The following is a 17,663-nucleotide window of genomic DNA, read 5'->3' on the forward strand; positions in this document are numbered from 1 at the left end:
GTGCGCACCTCACTCGAGGTCGCCGACATCTTCCGTAGCGCCGGGCCAGCGTATCGCGCAGCCCATGCCGGGCATCTCAGTCTCGGCCAGCTCAAGGTCATGACGGCGATCGAGAACTGCCGCACCGCCGCGCTGGGCGGCCACGTCGAGGCCTGCGACGACTGCGGGCATTGGCGGATCGCCTATAACTCCTGCCGCAACCGGCATTGCCCCAAATGTCAGGGTGCCGCCGCGCGCACCTGGCTGGCCGCGCGCGAGGCTGATCTGTTGCCGGTCGGCTACTTCCACGTCGTGTTCACCGTGCCCGCCGAGATCGCTGACATCGCCTGGCAGAACAAGGCGGTGGTCTATGACCTGCTGTTCCGCGCAGCTGCGGACACGATGCTGACCATCGGCGCCGATCCCAAACACCTCGGCGCGCGGGTCGGCATCACTGCCGTACTGCACACCTGGGGATCGGCGCTAACTCACCACCCGCATGTGCACATGATCGTGCCCGGCGGCGGTATCGCGCTGGACGGCACGCGTTGGATCTCGTCGCGCCCTGCCTTCCTGTTACCAGTGCGCGTGCTGGGCGCGTTGTTCCGCCGGCTGTTCCTCATACGCCTGCTGGCGTTGTTCGACGCTGGGAAGCTGGCCTTCTTCAACACCTTGGCGAGCCTGGCGACACGCAAGGCCTTCCTGCGGCATCTATCCCCGATCCGGAAGAAGCGCTGGGTGGTCTATGCCAAGCCACCCTTTGCCGGACCGCAGGCAGTGCTGGCCTATCTCTCGCGCTACACCCACCGCGTTGCCATCTCGAACAGGCGCCTCATCGGCTTCGACGAGGCCGGAGTGACATTCTGGTACAAGGATTATCGCCGCGATAGTGCTGAACGCCAGCAGGTCATGACGCTGGCGACCGACGAGTTCATCCGCCGCTTCCTGATCCACGTCCTGCCGCGCGGCTTCCACCGCATCCGGCATTACGGCCTGCTCGCCAGCTCATCCCACAAGGAGGCCATGGCGCTGGCCCGCAGGCTGCTGGGCATTGCTGCGCCGATCGAGGAACCCGAACCCGACGAGCCGCCCGACCATCGCCCGCCATGCCCATGCTGCGGCGGACACATGACCATTATCGAGACCTTCGCCCGCTGGTGCCAACCGCGCGCGCCACCAACGCCAGCCTCACACGCCCGGAGACACGCGCCATGATCCGGCATGGCTCGCTCTACATGACGGTCGCGCTCATGGCGTCCTGGCCGACGACCGGGCGCATGCCCATCCCGGAATTAAAGCGGGCGCAGGACACGCTGATCCGTAAAACCACCGCTGCTAGCGGCCTGACGCCGCTCGAAATCACGCCGCTCCGCCCGATAGTCGCACCTCCGGCCCGGCAACGTTTACCCGCCAGAACCACCCCAAAGCCTATTTACCCATAGAGCAGCGCGTGGGGCCCGCGGGTTCCTGCACTGGAGGCTTTCGTACGCAAGCGCCCGAAACCCTTCGCAGATGTCGCCATCGCGGATCTTGCGGATATGGTAGGTCAGCTTGCCATCGGGCGAGAGCGGCGTGCCGCGGAACGACAGCCAGCGTCGGCTCCTGAAGTCGCTATTTTCCACGACCAGCGTGTCGCCATCCCAATGGCCGACGGACCGGCCCATATAGGTTTTGCCCTGCATCGGCGGCAACAGCGCCGGGTTGAGCGCGATTGACCAGACATTATGTTCGGCGGTGGAGAAGATGTCGATCCGGTCCTTCGACTGATAGAAGCGGGTTGCGATCCGCACCAGCAGCGCGTCGGGGCCGGACGGGCGGCACAGCGTCATCGGGCTGAGGAAGGGCTTGCCCTTGTCCATCGCCAGCAAGCGGGCGTCCATCACCTTGCGACCCGCGTCGTTGAACGGCACTTTATCGCCATACATGTCGGTCATGATCTCGAATGCGGGCAGGAACTGGTCGCCATACCAGCTGCCGCTCAGATCGTGCGGATCGTTGGTGGGCGCGCCAAGGCCAGCGGCTGGCGGCGGGGTCGGCGGCGGATTGTTGCGCGTCAGTTCCTTGTCCAGACCGCCGCCTGGTCCCGTGGAAAAACCGGCCTTGCCGATATAGAGGCCACTGGGGCGCACTTCGTTGGGATTGGGCGGCGGCAGCACGGCCGCGCCCCCGGGGGCGGACAGAACAGCTTCCGGCTTGTTCTGCGGCTGAGCCGATGCGCCATGGGGCGCAAGGGACAGAATCGTCGCGGCGGCAACGCCCATGGCGAAACGCCGACGCACGGCAAAATGATCTGAAATCATGACGTCCTCCAAGCACGCTGGCTCATTTGGTGGGAAGGGGCGGCTTGCCGAACATACGGTCCAGGCACACATCCTCGGGGAAGATTGCGTCAGGCTGCCGTTTGTAGGTCAGGACGGTTTCCAGAGGCTTGGCGAAATATTCCGGATCCTCGATCATGATCCGGTCCTCCAGCGTGTCGGCGTCTTTCAACGTCAGCCGTTCCGTCACCTTCAGGCCGAATCCGTGCGGAACGAGATCGTCAAGCAGGGTGGAGTCAGACAGATCTTTTGTCGTGATGACGAGCATGCCGCCGTCCCATTGCGCCTGCGCCGTGCCCATCTTCGTGCCCACCAGCTTGGCGTCGTCGGCCGCACCGAACAGCGAAATTTGTGGCGGAAGGCCCGGCATGGCGATCGCCCGGCGCACCCGGTTCCATTCGAACCCCATCGTCATCACCTGCGGATCTTGGAAAATCCGCAAGCGCATGGGTGTGAGCATCACTCGCGGCATGCCCGGCGACGAGCAGCGCGAAGTCGTGAGATCGAACGACATGTCCTTCTTGGCTTTCAGCCGTACATGCTCATCATATTGCTTCTTGCCCTGCGGCGTGAACGCGATGGCGCGGCGGTCCGGCAGGATGGATGTCCGTGGCGTTACGACCTTCCATGTGCCGGAAAAGTCCACCGTGTCGGCGGCCCGCGCCGCCACGCTCGTGCCCAGCAGCAGGGCGACCCCTGCCAAGCCGGTCATCCGTTTCCGGGCCAGCCCGATATTTCGCGCGATAGATGTCATGACAAGCTCTCCCAAGAGATTTTGTAGCGTGCTTCCAGGTGCGCGTTGGACTACCGCCCATAGTTCATGGTTGGGGCAGCGCCAGAACCGGAGCAGATGCCGCAGTTCAGCCACCAGCCTTGCCCGTCTGATGCGTGCCGATGGCGTAGCGCCCCGGCGACATGATGCCGTTCGGATCGACCGCACCCTTGATCGAATCCAGAAAGTCGCGCAGCGCATGGTCGTTATAGGAATAGGTATCCATGATCAGGTCATAGAAGGCCGGCGCCGTGCGATATTCGCCCCAGCCGCGTTCCGTCGCGATCACGACCAGTTCGCGCACGATGTCGCGTATCTTGGCATTGACCGTGGCCGACCGGGTGACGGGCAACCCTACCGCGAACAGGAAGGCCCGTTCGAAAATGGACGAAGGGAATTGCAGCGGCGGATAGGGCAGTTTGTATTTGCGCGCGATCCCGGCGAACAGGTCCATCGCCTCGATCGCCGCCTCGCCCGTCCTTGGGATCACCGGCGAAAAGAAGATATGACCAACGACGTCTTCGTCTTCATAGGAGATCATCGGGCCAAGGCTGAACGTACGCAGCGACGGGATGCCCAACTGCCCGGTGTCGAACATTGGCGCAATGTCTTCGGCCGGAAGTGGCAGGCTGCGCACGGGATTGAGCTTGAACTGCGCGCCCGGTATCGCGCGGATCGCGTCGCTGATGCAGTCCCATTGCGCGGCGATGAACTTCGCCGGGCCGTACAGATGGAACTCGCATGCCCAGAAGGGCACGCCCGCGGCCTGGGCCGCGGCGTCCAGCTTGTTCATGTCGGCGCCGCCCGGATCGTTCAGGATGACCGCGAACCGCGGGTCCATCGGTGGCGGACCGTTATTGACCAGATGCGCCTCATCCCCGCGCGTGCCGGTCGTGGGGCTGGACAGCATCCACAGACCCTGCACGATCTTGCTGCGTTCCAGCCGGCTGATGATGTCGATCAGCGGGATCAGGTCATGATATTTGGGGACCGTGACGGTGCCGGTCGTATAGCCTTCGGGCGGCGGCATCAGCCAGAAGCCCATCTTGGTCACGACGCCATAATTGGATTGCTTGAACAGCCCGTCGATCATCGGGCCATAGCCCGGCTTGAACTGTTGCCAGGTCTTGGCGGTGGGCATTGCGCCCATGCCGGTGCGCATCATCCTGCCGTTGGGCAGCACGACTTCCATGCCGCAATGCGCGCCGAAATGATCGCGATAGGAGGACAGGGTGACGCCCACGCCGCCGTCCAGCGCATTGCCGACCAAGCTGCCCCAGCCCGGACTGGGACAATCGATCCACAGTTTCAGGCCTTTGTCCTGGATATAGCTATAGAGGTCGAAATAGCTGACGCCTGGCTCCACAATCACATAGCCCTGCCGTTCGTCGATCTCGACGATGCGGTTCATGCGTTTAAGGTCGAGCACGACGCTGCCCGCCAGCGCAGGGGCGGCGCCGCCATAGCCCAGATTCTTACCCGTGGAGATGGGATAGATCGGGATTTTGTAGCGATTGGCGATCTTCACTAATTCGACCATCTGTTCGGCGGTGTCCGGGGCGATTGCGGCCGATGCGGTCCGCTCCTCCGCTTCGTCCCACAAGACCGAATAGGAGTCGCGATACAGCGCCAAATCCTCGTCGGACGTGAAGAGCCATTCGTCGCCTACGATTGCCGCGAACGCCTTGAGCGCGGCGGTGAAATCGGGCTGGCTGATATTGGGCGGTAATGTCATGGTTTAAGCTTCCCGCCGATCCTGGCTGACATAAGAGCGAGCGGACTTGCGCATGGTCCAGGCGTGCAGCGTGCCATCGGCGCGTGACCCACGATACGCGCGCGGCGACGGGCTGGTGGCGCTGCCATGCGCCCCGTTCAGAAAGGTCGCGACACCGTGATGGCAGGCATCGCCGTCCAACTCGCGCAGGGACTGCTGATGGCGCGCGGTCAGGCGAAAGCCGTGATCCCATGCGATCCGTTCCAGGCAGAACAGCGTCGCGCCCGTGCTCACGCCGACGAGGGTCTGGCTGTCGATCAACAGGCGTCGCAATGCACCGTAGTTGGCTGCATCAAGTTGAATATCGACAACCGGCATCATCTGCCTGCGCGCCTGTATGACGACATTGAGAAGGGCTGGCATGGCGACGCTGCCATCGATCAGCATGGCGTCGATGGCATGGGTATCGCGCACGCCTCCCATCGTTTGGCCATAGACGCTGACACCGGCGCTGCCCGCCACCGACAAGGCGGCTAGGCCAGCGCCCAACGCTGTCCGCCTGGTGACATGGTGCGCGCTCATCGGCGCTTGCTCCCGGCGGCCTTTTTCGAGGTCGCTTTTGCCCCCGGCGCGGGTGCCAGATAATCGGCTAGAGCCGCCAGTTCAGCGTCGCTGATTTCCGTTTTTCGGAAGGACGGCATGAACGAGATGCCGCTCCGCACCACCGCGCGTACATAGTCGGCGGTCAGGTCGGTGCGCTGGCTCAAGATAGCAGGGACCGCGCCTTGATATTTCCGCTGTAGCGCCACGCTGCCCGGCCCGTTCGCCACGCTATGGCAATCGCTGCACCATTTGCCATAGATTTTGCTCGCCGTTGAGCGCAGCGGTTCCGCCGCGCGAGGTGGCGTTTCGCGCGCCAGTGTCGGTTGCCCTGCCAGGGTCGATCCCAGCAATGTCATCGGCAACCAGAATCGAACAAATATCATTCTTCTTCCCGCCAAAATCCGCTTCGATGCAGATCGGAATGCGTTGCTGTCCAAGGGGCATTGATGCTGTGGGCGCCTGTGTCGCTCCCCTTGGATCAGGTCGACGCCGCTCCCGCTGTCGGACGCGCAAGGACGGCCAATGCGTGTCGATGCTATCAGGTGTAGGGGCGCAGGATAGGTGCATGAATTGCGTCATGCGCCCTATCCAACATCCTGAAATTATTGCACCCTGGACTTGCGCTTGCGCCAACCCATGCGTTGCAGTTCCGGCTCCTTGTCGATGAACTGATGCTTGAGCGCACCGCCGACATGACCCAGCAGCAACAGGATCATCAGATAGCCGCCGATCTTGTGCCATAGCGCCAACTCCTCATGCAGTATGTGCTGAGGTTCGACGCCACCCGGCTCGATGCCGATGTTGGCGATCGGCGTGATCGACGGCAAGGGAATCGTCCACCAGATACCCGGAGGGCCAGGCATCCGTGCGCCAGGCGGCGGCCCGTCGGGGCGCGCGCCTGGGGCGGAGCCGGCAGGACCGGGGGCCATCGGGGATGCGGCGGCCATGGGGATGCGCGCCACCGCGGCGCCCGGCGATCCGGCTGGCGGATGCGCCGACAAGATGGCCCAGCCCGTCAGCGGCATCAGCACCATGCCTGCATAGAGCAGGAAATGGGCGAAATGCGAGGCGTGCCGCTCCCACAGCTTCATATCGTGCGGATAGGCGGGCGGCTCGTGCATCAGGCGCCACACGATGCGAACGACCGTCAGGGCAAGGACGGTCATGCCCGACGACAGATGCGACGTAAGGCCAAAGCCGTATAAAGCGCGGTTCGCCTTGAAGAACCCTTTGGCCAGATCCCAGATCAGCAGGCCGCTGACCAGATTGTAGATGATCAGGATGGCAATGGCCCAGTGGAGCCACATCGCCACCCGGGTATAGCGCGCGCCGTCGCCTTCATGCGGCCGGTCGGCCTCTGCTGATGTCGCCACCCTATGCTCTCCCTATGGTCTGCCTGCTGCGGTCCTCCGACGCGGGCATGGGGTTTTGCTCCATTTGCCTGCAACCGCGATGCACCGGCATGTCGCCGCGTTATTTGAACTAAACGGTCATGTTTATACAAGTCGGTCAAATATAATGCAAGACGGCGCATCGGCGGGAAATGCGCGCTATCACGCCGCCAAAGGGCGGCCAACGCGTCGCGGCGCACCGGCTGCCTTACCGGCGCGAATCGGGATCGGTCAGATGGAAGGCTGGCGCGAAACGACGCTTATCGTTCCCGCAGCCAGGCGCGTGCCTCGGCTTCCGACGCGAAGGATCGGTGGTTGTGCGCCGAAATACGGTTCGCCTGCATCCGGGCAAGGCCGCTATCGCCCATGATCATGGCGGTGCGACGCAGGCCCATTGCCACTAACTGTTCCGCCCAGGCGCTGTGACGCGCGATGATGGTCGGCGCCTGCACGGGATAGTTGTGACTGTCGATCAATTGGTCGAACCCGCCTGCATGGTGTGGAAGCTGCCTAATGGCTTCCCGTTCGGCAGCTTCGAAGGCCGTCATCGTCGCCTCGTCCCAAAAACCCTCCAGGGCGATCGAGACGAGCGCATCTTGCTGTTCCAGGGTGATCTTGAACATGCGGCTAGCTTACCGACGAAAATGCATGACGACAATCGCGTTGCGCTCATAAGGCGTTCAACGCGATGGAGGCGCCGCTGCCTAGAGCTTGCCCCCGCCCGGCAGAACGATCCCGGCCTCGTCCAGCGCCGACGTTTCGCGCGCCAACGTGCGCTGGAAATTGGGCCGTGCGCGGACCCGCGCGTCGTGCGTGATGAGCGCCGGAAGGCCGGACAGGTCCATACCGCCACCATCGCACATGCCCACGATCCACGACAGATAGACATCGACGATCGACCAGCGCGCGCCGAACCACCAGGACTGGGTCGACAACCGGGCGTGCACCGCTTCCAGCAGCGGTGCCATGGTGGCGATGGCGAAGTCTTTGACCGGCGCCGGGTCGCCATTCGTCATCCGCTGGGGCATACGAATGGTGCGCGCCAGCGGGTGCAGCGTGTTGGAACACCATGCCAGATCGGCGAAGGCCTGCGCACGCGATAGTGAATCGGAGCCGGGCAGCAACGCGTCGCCGGGCACGGCCTGGGTCAACCATAGAAGGATGGCCGGGGTTTCGGTCAACAGGGCGTCGCCCACCAGCAGCGCAGGAACCTTCGCCTTCGGGTTGACCGCGCGATAGTCCGGGCTGAACTGGCCGCCCTTGAAGATATCGATCGGCCGGTCTTCGAACGATAGGTCCAGCTCTTCGAGCGCGGCGATGGTCACGCGTGAGCAGGCGCCGGGTGTGTGGTAGAGGACCAGCCGGTCCGTGGCGATGCCCATTCTTGTCTCTCCTGACGATGGCCTGCATTCGGGCCGATATTGCGATCCTGTCCGATCGATAAGCGCGCATCTGCGACTGCCCCTTTTAGCGATCATGCGCATTTTGGTTGACTAAACCGTACAAATATGACTGTCTAGTGCAAATACTGTTGGGAGAGATGATGAGGGTTGCGCCCTCCACCGCCTTCGCCATGCGACCGCCATCAGCGCTCAGCGCTGTCTGACCGATCGTCTCCTTGTCTGCGCCGGGCCGCTGCGACCCATGGCGAAGGGCAGGGGGCTGAAGGGGTATCTCATGCTCGACACCAGGGTTTTAGGCCAGCGCAGCGCCATGCGCGGTCATGGGGAGTAGACTAGAGTGACACATATGTTTGACTGCGATCTGCTGGTCGTAGGGCTGGGGCCGGTCGGGGACGCCTTGGCGGCATTGGGCCATGTCCACGGCCTTTCGGTGATCGCGATCGAACGATCGCCCACGCTGTTCCCGTTGCCGCGTGCCGCCGTATTCGACCATGAAATTATGCGGATTTTCCAAATGATCGGCGTGGCCGAGCGGATCGTGCCGCTATGCCGCGTGCCCGATCGCTACCAGTTCATCACCGCGTCCGGCGACGTCCTGCTCGACTTCCCGGTGGAGCCAGTCAGCCGGTTCGGCTGGGCCGAAACCTATGCCCTGCACCAACCCGCCGTCGAACAGGTGCTGCGCGATCGGCTGGACGAACTAGGCGTCGATGTTCGATTGGGCGTCACGTTTCAGGGGTTGTCGCAGGATGATACCGGCGTGACCGCGGAAATTCTCCGCAACGATCAGTTCGAAACCATCCGCGCGCGCTATGTCGTGGGATGCGACGGGTCGTGGAGTCCGGTGCGCGAAACATTGGGCATCGCGCTGGACGACTATCAGTTCGACGAACCCTGGCTGGTGCTGGACACCATTATCGAGGAGCCGGGCGATCTGCCGATCGTCTGCCAACAGATTTGCGACCCGCGCCGTCCGGTCACGCATATGGCGATGAGCGGCAAGCGCTTCCGCTGGGAATTCATGCTCAAACCGGGCGAAACGCCCGAAGAGATGCTGGCGGAAGAGCGTATCCATGAACTCATGGCACCATGGAACTGCGTGGATCGCATGGAGATTGAGCGCAAGGCCGTCTATCGCTTTCATGCCCTGGTCGCCGAACGCTGGCGCGAGGGCCGCGTGCTGCTGGCTGGCGACGCCGCGCACCAGATGCCGCCCTTTGCGGGGCAGGGCATGTGTTCGGGCATCCGCGACGCCGCCAATATCGCGTGGAAGATCGCATCGGTCGTCCGTGGAGAGGCCGATGACACGATCCTCGACAGCTATCAGGCGGAACGCGAACCGCATGTCCGTGCGATCATTTCCACCGCCATCGCGATGGGACAGATCGTCTGCATGCTGGACGAAAACGCCGCCGCCGGACGCGATCGCGACATGCTGGCGCGCAAGGCGTCGGGCGCGCAGGATGTGTCCGTGTCCTACCCCGACCTCGTCGGCGGGTATCTGACCGACACGCCGCGTGCAGGCGCGCTGTTCCCTCAGCCCGTCGCGCAAGACGGCACCCGGCTCGATGTCGTGCTCGGGCTGGGACCGGTGCTGATCCAGCGCTCGCCGGGCGGGGGCATGGACGCGGGCGTGACGACATTGAGCATCGATTCCCCGGAACTTGCCAAGTTCAAAACGCCGATCGACGCATGGTTGACCGATGCCCAAGCTCAAGCCGTGTTGATCCGTCCCGATCGCCATGTCTTTGGTACAGGTGACGCAAGTAAACTAAAATATTATTGGAATGAAATGGCGAAATAAAATGCCATTTAAACAAATATGGTTTCAAAATATCATCGGCGATAACGATAAAATCTATAAATCATCATTATAGAAAATGGAGATGCTTATGACGTTCGTTCCCAACCCTGGTTCGCGCTATCGCATGCCGATCATGTTCGGCCCTGCTCCAGGCCCGCGCCAGCATCCCGAAGGCCGCATGTGGACGCCGCAGGAAGCGGGCCGGATGACGTCGCACTGGATGAAGCTGAGCTACCGCACCGATCCGGCTAAGCTGGAAAAGCTGCTCCCCGCCGGGTTCAGCCTGCGCGGCGACCCGATCGTCTCGGTCAGCTGCGCCTGGTTCAAGAATATGTATTGGCTGGCCGGTCGCGGTTACGGCATCCTGTCGGTCGATTTCCCCGTCACCTATCAAGGCAAGACCGAACGGCTGGACGGCGCGCTCTGCCCGATCATCTGGGAAGGATCGCCCGACGCGATCATGACCGGACGTGAGGAACTGGGCTTCCCCAAGATGTTCGCCCGGTTCAGCGACATCGACTGGGACGAGGCGGCGGGCCGCTCCGCCTGCGACGCTGCTTGGTACGATCACACTTTCTTCGACATCGAATTGACCGATCTGGTCGAGGAACAGAATCCCAAGAAGCAGCTGCCCGGCTCCAATGGCGGCGCGCAGATGTATTATAAATATATGCCGCGCACGAGCCCGGGCGGCAGCGAAGGGTCGGACCTGGCCTATGTTACCACCTCGGCGGCTCCGGCGGGCAGCGGGGGCGCGGTCGCGAACATCAATTTCGATGAGTTCGAATTTCGCCGCTGGACCGGCAAGGGCGCGCTGAACTGGCATCGCGCCACGTTCGAACAGCTGCCGCTCTCGTTCCACATCGTCAACGGCATGGCCGATCTCGACATCCTGGAATATGTGGATGCGGAAATGGTGCACTTTACCGGTCCCGGCATCGGCGTCGCGATGAACAACCATCGGGCGGTCGAACCGGCTTGATCCGGACGATCAGCGTCTAAGCTGAAAAAGCCCTCCAGCGCTGAAAGGTACTGGAGGGCTTTTTTATGTTCAGGCAAAGCTGCGGCTGACGAACCAGTACACGCCCATCAGCACCAGCCCCGATGCGCAGACATCCACCACGATCGGCCGGGGCAGCGTCAGCTTGAAGCGCCGCAGCAGCGCGACGATCCCGACCAGCGTCGTGACCACCGTCAACTGGCCGACCTCCACGCCCAGATTGAAGCCGACCAGCAATTCGGCCAGCTTCGCCGCCGGTATCGCTTCGTTCAGCAGGTCGGCGGCAAAGCCAAAGCCGTGGATCAGGCCGAAGATCAGCGTGATGACCAGCCGCAGCCGACCGGCATCGCGCACATAGCCCGCCACCATCAGATAATTGGACGCGAACAGCCCCGCGCCCAGCAGCAAAGTGAAGGGCAGCAACCCGATGCCCAGCAGCTTCAGGCCCGCCATCGCGAACAGCGCACCCGCCGTCCACAGCGCGAACAGCTTGGGCCTGTGCACCTGCATGGCCAGATTTTCGATGCCGATCAGCGCGATGGTCAGCGCGACCAATGCATCGATGAACTCGGCATGGGGGCGGATGATGCCGGTGACCGCCAGCGCCAGTGTCAGGCTGTGGCCCAGCGTGAAGCCGGTGATGACGAAGATCAGATCCTTGAACCGGCGTGAAATCAGGACGAGACCCAGCAGGAAGCTCATATGGTCGATGCCGGTAAAGATGTGCATGATGCCCATCTTCACGAAGGTCAGCAGCCCCGCACCCTCGATTACGCCGCCCTGCGCTTCGCTCATGTCGATCGTCTGGGCGTCGGCGGTCAGCACGTCTTCGGCGAAATCCCCCTTCACGGTCTGGATCTGCGCCATGTTCACATGGGTCGGCACCAGCTCGAAAAAGGCGCCGTCGCGCAACAGGATGCCGTTGGGCGAAGGGCAGTCATACAGAAACTCGACCCGCCGATAGCCGGTGACCGCCGCGACCGGGCGCGGCTTGCCCGTCAGCGTGCATGGCTTGCCATCGGCGCTAGCCCCCACCTTGGGCGTCAGATACGCGATCAGTTGCGGATTGTTGGGCGGTCGGCCGTCGGTTGTCAGCCGCCGCGCCTCCACATCGGACACGGAAAAGGTCAAATGCACCGACCGGCCATCGACCATCCAGGTCGAATGGGATTCCGACCGGGTATGCGCGCTCGCTGGCGTGACTTGCCACAGGAAGGTCGCGGCCAGCGCGAACAGCAGCCGCCCGATGATGCGCATCCTCATTGCAGGTCCGATGCGATCTTGATGTCGGCGCGCTTTTTCAGGAAATGCTTATTGCCATCCTGCAAGCGCCCGACCTTGTCCGCCAGGAAATCGCTCAGCACCTGCGCGCGGGCCTGCGCATAGGGTGTCTCGATCGGCAACTGGTTATGCACCATCTGGAGGATATGGACGCCGTCGGGCGCGGTTATGGGGTCCGATACCGCGCCATTCTTCAATCGGGTCGCGATGGCGAAGATCGGCTTGCCCAGATGCTCTTCCGCCGCGAAGTAGAATTCCTCGCCATCATCGACCCGGCCACTGGTCTTGAGGCCCAGCGACGCAGGCGACACGCCACTGCGCAGTCCCGCCACGATCCGCTGTGCATCGCCGCCCTTCGGGACGATCCATTCGTGCAAGGTCATCATCCCCTCGCTCGCATATTTCGCGCGATGGGCCTTATACCATTGGATCAGTTCGTCCTCGGATGGCTTGGACGTCATCGCGTCCTGCGCGATCGACCCTTCCGTCGCCTGGACCAGTGCCTGGCGGACATCGATATCGTCGTTGGACAGACCCATCTCCACGCCGCGCTGGACGTACAATTCCTCGCGGATCATGTCGTCCAGCACCTTCTGCTTCTGCGCCCGCGTCGCTTGGGCAAAGGGAATGGTGTAGAGAGCCGACACCTGCGCGATCAGGTCGGCGCGCAGGATGGGCACATTATTGACCAGCGCCGCATCCTCCGCCGGGACCGACGCGGTACGCGTACCCTGCGCCGTGAACAAGCCATAGCCTGCGATGGCGAGGCCGATGATGGCCCCGACCGCAGCGAAGAGCATCGATCGGCGCGCGACGGGCTGGTGGGTCGCCCACAGCGGCTCGGACGCGGCCGCCGTCGTCGGAGAAGAAGTCTGCTCGGTCATTTCCTGTCCTGCTTGGTTGGCGCCAGCGACGCAACATAGACCGCCACGTTCCGCAGTTGTGCGGCGTTCAGCACCCGGCCGAAAGCGGGACTCATGCCTGCGCGACCCCGGCTGATCGTATGGCGAATATCCGCCGGACTGCCGCCATAGAGCCATATATCGTCGGTCAGCGATGGTGCCCCGATGGCTACGTCTCCGCCCAGATCGCGCCCATGGCAATCCCAGCAGCCCGCCTTGGTATATTGATCATGCCCGCGGTTCACCGCAGCGCGATCGGTGCTGCGCCCCGTGAAGGACAGCAGATATTGCGTCAGATCCTCGATCTGCGCGGGCGTCTGGGGCGGCAGCGGCTCGGCGGCGTCGGGTATCTTGCTCGCATAAGCGGGCATGACGGCCAGGTTCCAGCCATGCTTGTTGCCCGCGCGGATGCCGTATCGGGCGATATCCTCGATTTGCGCCACGGTGCCGGTGCCGTACAGATGGTCGTCGTCGGTCAGGTCCGGCGTGCCCAGCGTCTGGTCGCCCTTCCCCCTGTCCCCGTGGCAGGATGCGCAATGGCTCTCATAGACCGACTTGCCCCCGGCTAGCGCGGTCGCGCGCAACGCCGGGTTGCCCAGGATCGCTTCGGGGTCGGCGCGCAATATGTCGGACTGCGTGCCCCCGCGCCACAGACTGATGGAAAGGGCGATAAGGACCAATGCCATCAGCGCCCAGAAAAGGGGGCGCGCCTTGACGGCGGTGATACGGTTCCGGTAGGCGGTCATCGCCATGTTGCTTGGACCCGGCGCCACCGATGCGTCCAGCACCGTACAGTAACGTACATGTTGCCGCTGGCGTAACAGGGGTATCGATCTAGGGGGAAGGGGTGAACGATCGGATGTTTGCGTTTACCCAACCCACGGACATCGATAGCAAAATATTATGACGGTTGGCGACGGCGACTATCAGGAAAAGCTGGCTGCGGAAGCCGCGCGCGTCCGCGACAGCGGCGATCTCGGCCGGTCGGAGCCGCTGATCCGCCTGTTCGATTTCCTCCTCCAGCGCTCGCTGGAAGGCCGCGTGCCCAAGGAGATCGAGATCGCGCAGGAGGTGTTCGACAAGAGCACCGATTTCGACATGATGCTCGACGCGTCGGTGCGCGTCTATATCCACCGTCTGCGGCGCAAGCTGACCGAACATTATGCCCGCGTCGCCGCAGAGGCCGACCGCATTTCCATCCCCCTGGGCGAATATCGGCTGGTGCTGGCCACCGCCGCGACGGCGGTCGTGGTGGAGGAAGAGGAAGCGGATGTCCCCGAACCGCCTTTGCCGGCCGCGCCCTCGCCCCGACGTCGGATCAGCCGCTTCTGGTTGGTCGTCATCGCCTTTGCCCTGATCAACGCGCTGGGCTGGGCCTATTATATCGGTCGCATTCCCACGGAGGTGCGTCCGCTGCTGACCAAGCTGTGGAAGCCGATCATCCAGAATGGGCGGCCCACCGCGATCGCGCTGGGCGACTATTATATCTTCGGCGAATCGGACGACAGCGTCACCGTCCCCCGGCTGGTCCGCGATTTCACCATCAATAGCCGCGCGGATCTCGACAGCTATCTGATGCTCAACCCGGACAAGGTCGGTCGCTATATGGACCTCAACCTCAATTATTTGCCTACGGGCCTGGGTCCGGCGCTCGGCAGTCTGGTGCCGATCGTCAACGGCGCGGCTTACCCCACCGGGTTGCGGACGCGCATCACGAACATGTCGGATCTGGAACCCAATATCTTCAAGAATGCCAATATCGTCTATCTGGGTTTTCTCAGCGGCCTTGGCCCCTTGCAGGCGCCCCTGTTCCGCGCGTCGGGGTTCAAGATCGGCAGCAATTTCGACGAACTGATCGACAAGGCCAGCGGCCGTCACTTCAAATCCGACTGGGGGTCGGTCGTGGATGGCAAGGTGCCCCAGCGCGACTATGGCTATATCGCCAGCCTGCCCGGACCCACCGGCAACCGCATCGTCATCATCGCTGGCACGCGCGATCCTGCCGTGGTGCAGATGGCCGAAATCGCCGCCGACGAACAGCAGCTCGATATGATCGACGCCAAGAATGGCGATGGCGCGTTCGAAGCGCTGTTCGAAGTGCGCACGCTGGGCAATCTCAATCTGGGCAGTTCGCTGGTGCTGGTCCGCCCGATCCGCGCCGACAGTATCTGGCAACCCGACCAGCAGGGCGCTGATTGACGCGACTGTAACGCGCGCGGGGTACGTTGCATCCCCTGCGGCTACCGTACTGAACTGGCATGGCCGGTTCGATCCTGCGCATGGCTCCCCTCGATGAGAATGAAGGGGAGAGACATGACACGACCGACGCAGCTTTTGTGGCGGAGCAGCGCATGCCTGGCGATGATCCTGGCCTGCACCGGCCATGCGCAGGCGCAATCGATGGCCGCACCGTTGGCAGAGGCGGATGACGCGAACGAGCGCGCCGACATCCTCGTGACCGGCCAGCATATGTCGCTGAACACGCAGGCATCGACGGGCAGCCGCTTGGGCCTCACCCTGCTGCAAACCCCCGCCAGCGTCGCGGTGGTCGATGGCGACGACATTCGGGCGCGCGGCGACATGAGCGTGCTGGACGCGGTCACCCGCGCACCCGGCATCACCAGCAACGGCAATCCCGGCAATGGCGGCACCGCGCTCGCCGCGCGCGGTTTTTCGGGGCAGGGATCGGTGCTGCAACTGGTCGATGGCATCCGGCTCTTCCCGGCGGCGAGCACGATCACCTTTCCGACCGACCCCTGGAATATCGAACGGATCGAGGTGCTGAACGGACCGGCATCTGTCCTTTATGGGCAGGGCGCGCTGGGCGGCGCCGTTAATGTGATCACCAAGAAGCCCACGCCCGACCGGACCGAGGTGGAGGCCGAAGCGGGCTATGGATCGCAGGATACCGCCCATGTCGCCGCGGGCATCGGCGGGCCGATCAATCCGATGTTCTCCTATCGCGCCGACGCCAGCTATCGTCGGTCCGATGGCTATGTCGATCGCGGCGGATCGCACAGCCTCGCTTTGTCCGGCGCGCTGCGTTTCGCGCCCAGCGAAACCCTCGCGCTGACGCTGCGCGACGATTATGGCGACATCCATCCCAGCAAATATTTCGGCACGCCGCTGATCGACGGCCGCCTCGATACGGCAATCCGCGAACGCAACTATAACGTCGCCGACGCGACCATGTGGTCGAAGGACAACCGCCTGTCGCTGACGCTCGACTGGTCGCCCAGCGACGCGATCACGGTCAGCAACGTCGCCTATTATCTGACCAGCAAGCGCAAATGGCGCAATCTGGAAATCTACGGCTATGACAGCGGCACCGGCCTGATCGACCGCAGCGAGCAGTACGGCATCGTCCACGACCAGAAGCAATGGGGCGATCAGGGGTCAGTGAAGATCAGCACGCCGCTGGGCGGAGGCATCTCCAACGATCTCGTCGTCGGCTTCGACGTCAACCTGATCCGTCTGCGCTATTCGCACAGCTTCGGGTCGGACCCGCAGGAAGATTCGGTCGATCCCTATGATTTCGACCCTGGCCTCTTCCTCGACACACAGGGCATCGCCCCGCGCTATCGTACCCGCACGCTGGAATGGAGCCTGTTCGCCGAAGACCGGCTGAAGATCAGTGATGCCCTGTCGATCGTGGGCGGCGTACGGATGGAGCGGGACAGCGTCTCGCGCTATACCTTCGTCTATACGGGGGGTCAGATCACCGGCGAAACGCCCGCGCTCAATGGCGGGACCAGCGCGACCAAACGGTTCCGCAACACCACATGGCGCGTCGGCGCGGTCTATCAGCCGACCTCGGACGTCTCGCTCTACGCCCAATATGCGACGGGCGTCGATCCGCTAGGCACGCTCACCACCTTCTCGACATCGGGCAGCCAATATTATTTCACCAACGCGACCGGCGACCAGATCGAGGCGGGGGTCAAGGCCAGCTTCTTGGAAGGACGCGGATCGGTGACGCTGTCGGCCTACAAGATCGTCAAGAACAACCTCGTTACCCAGCGCACGCTGGGCAGTCCGGTGCAGCAGATCGGCCAACGCTCGTCCAAGGGCATTGAAGCGACGCTGCGCTTCCAACTGCCCGCAGGCTTCGCGATCGACGCCAATGGCACGATATTGAAGGCGCGCTACGACGACTTCCCCAATGGCGGCGACAGCTATACCGGCAACGTGCCCGCGGGCGTGCCGCAGCAGTCGGCGAATCTGTGGCTCAGCTGGAACCAGGGCAAGATCGGCGCGCGGGCAGGCTTGCGCTATGTCGGCCACAGCTATTCAGACGACGCGAACGCTTTCCGCGTACCCGGTTACACGGTGATCGACGCGGGGCTTAGCTATGCGCTGACGCCGCAGGTCGCGCTCGACCTCCATGTCTATAACCTGTTCGACAAGGATTACGCCCTGACCACCTATAGCGACGAACAATGGATTCTCGGACGGCCGCGTGCGATCGATGTCTCCATCCGCGCCCGCTTCTGATC

At 63.2% G+C, this 17,663-nt stretch carries 16 protein-coding genes; 5 read left to right on the forward strand and 11 right to left on the reverse strand.

The genetic code is table 11. The features are described 5' to 3' along the window. Positions 1-1,194 (forward strand): IS91 family transposase, encoded by a 1,194-nt coding sequence (locus tag U5A89_RS19795; RefSeq protein ID WP_338159424.1) that lies wholly within the window; start codon positions 1-3, stop codon positions 1,192-1,194. A gap of 188 nt (positions 1,195-1,382) precedes the next feature. Here U5A89_RS19795 and U5A89_RS19800 read toward each other — a convergent pair whose 3' ends face one another. The 8 genes from U5A89_RS19800 to U5A89_RS19835 form a co-directional block, all read right to left on the reverse strand. Then, positions 1,383-2,279 (reverse strand): hypothetical protein, encoded by an 897-nt coding sequence (locus tag U5A89_RS19800; protein ID WP_338162707.1) that lies wholly within the window; start codon positions 2,277-2,279, stop codon positions 1,383-1,385. Positions 2,280-2,301: 22 nt separating this feature from the next. Next, positions 2,302-3,051: a hypothetical protein gene (locus U5A89_RS19805; RefSeq protein WP_338162708.1), complete on the reverse strand. Its 750-nt coding sequence runs from the start codon at positions 3,049-3,051 to the stop codon at positions 2,302-2,304. A 106-nt stretch (positions 3,052-3,157) separates the two neighbouring features. Then, positions 3,158-4,804 carry an FAD-binding oxidoreductase gene (locus U5A89_RS19810; RefSeq protein ID WP_338162709.1) on the reverse strand — a complete coding sequence of 549 codons (1,647 nt, stop codon included), beginning with the start codon at positions 4,802-4,804 and terminating at the stop codon, positions 3,158-3,160. 3 nt (positions 4,805-4,807) lie between these two features. Continuing rightward, positions 4,808-5,311 carry a hypothetical protein gene (locus U5A89_RS19815; RefSeq protein ID WP_338162710.1) on the reverse strand — a complete coding sequence of 168 codons (504 nt, stop codon included), beginning with the start codon at positions 5,309-5,311 and terminating at the stop codon, positions 4,808-4,810. 50 nt (positions 5,312-5,361) lie between these two features. Further along, positions 5,362-5,769, reverse strand: a complete 408-nt coding sequence (locus U5A89_RS19820; RefSeq protein ID WP_338162711.1) for a c-type cytochrome — start codon at positions 5,767-5,769, stop codon at positions 5,362-5,364. Between the two features lie 219 nt (positions 5,770-5,988). Beyond that, a complete protein-coding gene (locus U5A89_RS19825; protein WP_338162712.1) occupies positions 5,989-6,759 on the reverse strand; it encodes a cytochrome b in 771 nt (256 codons plus the stop codon). 278 nt (positions 6,760-7,037) lie between these two features. Continuing rightward, on the reverse strand, positions 7,038-7,400 hold the full coding sequence (locus U5A89_RS19830) for a hypothetical protein (protein WP_338162713.1): 363 nt from the start codon (positions 7,398-7,400) through the stop codon (positions 7,038-7,040). Between the two features lie 81 nt (positions 7,401-7,481). Then, complete coding sequence (locus U5A89_RS19835) at positions 7,482-8,159, reverse strand: glutathione S-transferase family protein (RefSeq protein ID WP_338162714.1); 678 nt, start codon at positions 8,157-8,159, stop codon at positions 7,482-7,484. Positions 8,160-8,526: 367 nt separating this feature from the next. On the opposite strand from U5A89_RS19835, the gene mhpA reads away from it, so the two are divergent. Both mhpA and U5A89_RS19845 read left to right on the forward strand, forming a co-directional pair. Beyond that, the gene (mhpA, locus tag U5A89_RS19840; RefSeq protein ID WP_338163125.1) at positions 8,527-9,984 is read left to right on the forward strand and encodes a bifunctional 3-(3-hydroxy-phenyl)propionate/3-hydroxycinnamic acid hydroxylase MhpA; all 1,458 of its coding nucleotides are present in this window, start codon (positions 8,527-8,529) and stop codon (positions 9,982-9,984) included. An 88-nt stretch (positions 9,985-10,072) separates the two neighbouring features. Next, entirely contained in the window at positions 10,073-10,966 is an 894-nt protein-coding gene (locus tag U5A89_RS19845) for an acetoacetate decarboxylase family protein (RefSeq protein WP_338162715.1), read from the forward strand. Positions 10,967-11,035: 69 nt separating this feature from the next. Here the strand turns inward: U5A89_RS19845 and U5A89_RS19850 are convergent, their stop codons facing one another. Genes U5A89_RS19850 through U5A89_RS19860 form a run of 3 tightly spaced genes read right to left on the reverse strand, consistent with a single transcriptional unit; the run spans position 11,036 to position 13,913 of the window. Further along, a complete protein-coding gene (locus tag U5A89_RS19850; RefSeq protein ID WP_338162716.1) occupies positions 11,036-12,247 on the reverse strand; it encodes a HupE/UreJ family protein in 1,212 nt (403 codons plus the stop codon). After that, entirely contained in the window at positions 12,244-13,149 is a 906-nt protein-coding gene (locus tag U5A89_RS19855) for a peptidylprolyl isomerase (protein WP_338162717.1), read from the reverse strand. The genes U5A89_RS19850 and U5A89_RS19855 overlap by 4 nt, the downstream gene beginning before the upstream one ends. Beyond that, the gene (locus tag U5A89_RS19860; protein ID WP_338162718.1) at positions 13,146-13,913 is read right to left on the reverse strand and encodes a c-type cytochrome; all 768 of its coding nucleotides are present in this window, start codon (positions 13,911-13,913) and stop codon (positions 13,146-13,148) included. The genes U5A89_RS19855 and U5A89_RS19860 overlap by 4 nt, the downstream gene beginning before the upstream one ends. Positions 13,914-14,070: 157 nt before the next feature. Here U5A89_RS19860 and U5A89_RS19865 point away from each other — a divergent pair, with 157 nt between their 5' ends. Next, positions 14,071-15,366, forward strand: coding sequence for a helix-turn-helix domain-containing protein (locus U5A89_RS19865; protein ID WP_338162719.1), 1,296 nt, complete (start codon positions 14,071-14,073; stop codon positions 15,364-15,366). Positions 15,367-15,480: 114 nt separating this feature from the next. Next, positions 15,481-17,661: a TonB-dependent receptor gene (locus U5A89_RS19870; RefSeq protein WP_338162720.1), complete on the forward strand. Its 2,181-nt coding sequence runs from the start codon at positions 15,481-15,483 to the stop codon at positions 17,659-17,661. The last annotated feature ends 2 nt before the right edge of the window (positions 17,662-17,663 follow it).

The organism is Sphingobium sp. HWE2-09, assembly GCF_035989265.1.
Classification (GTDB): Bacteria; Pseudomonadota; Alphaproteobacteria; order Sphingomonadales; family Sphingomonadaceae; genus Sphingobium.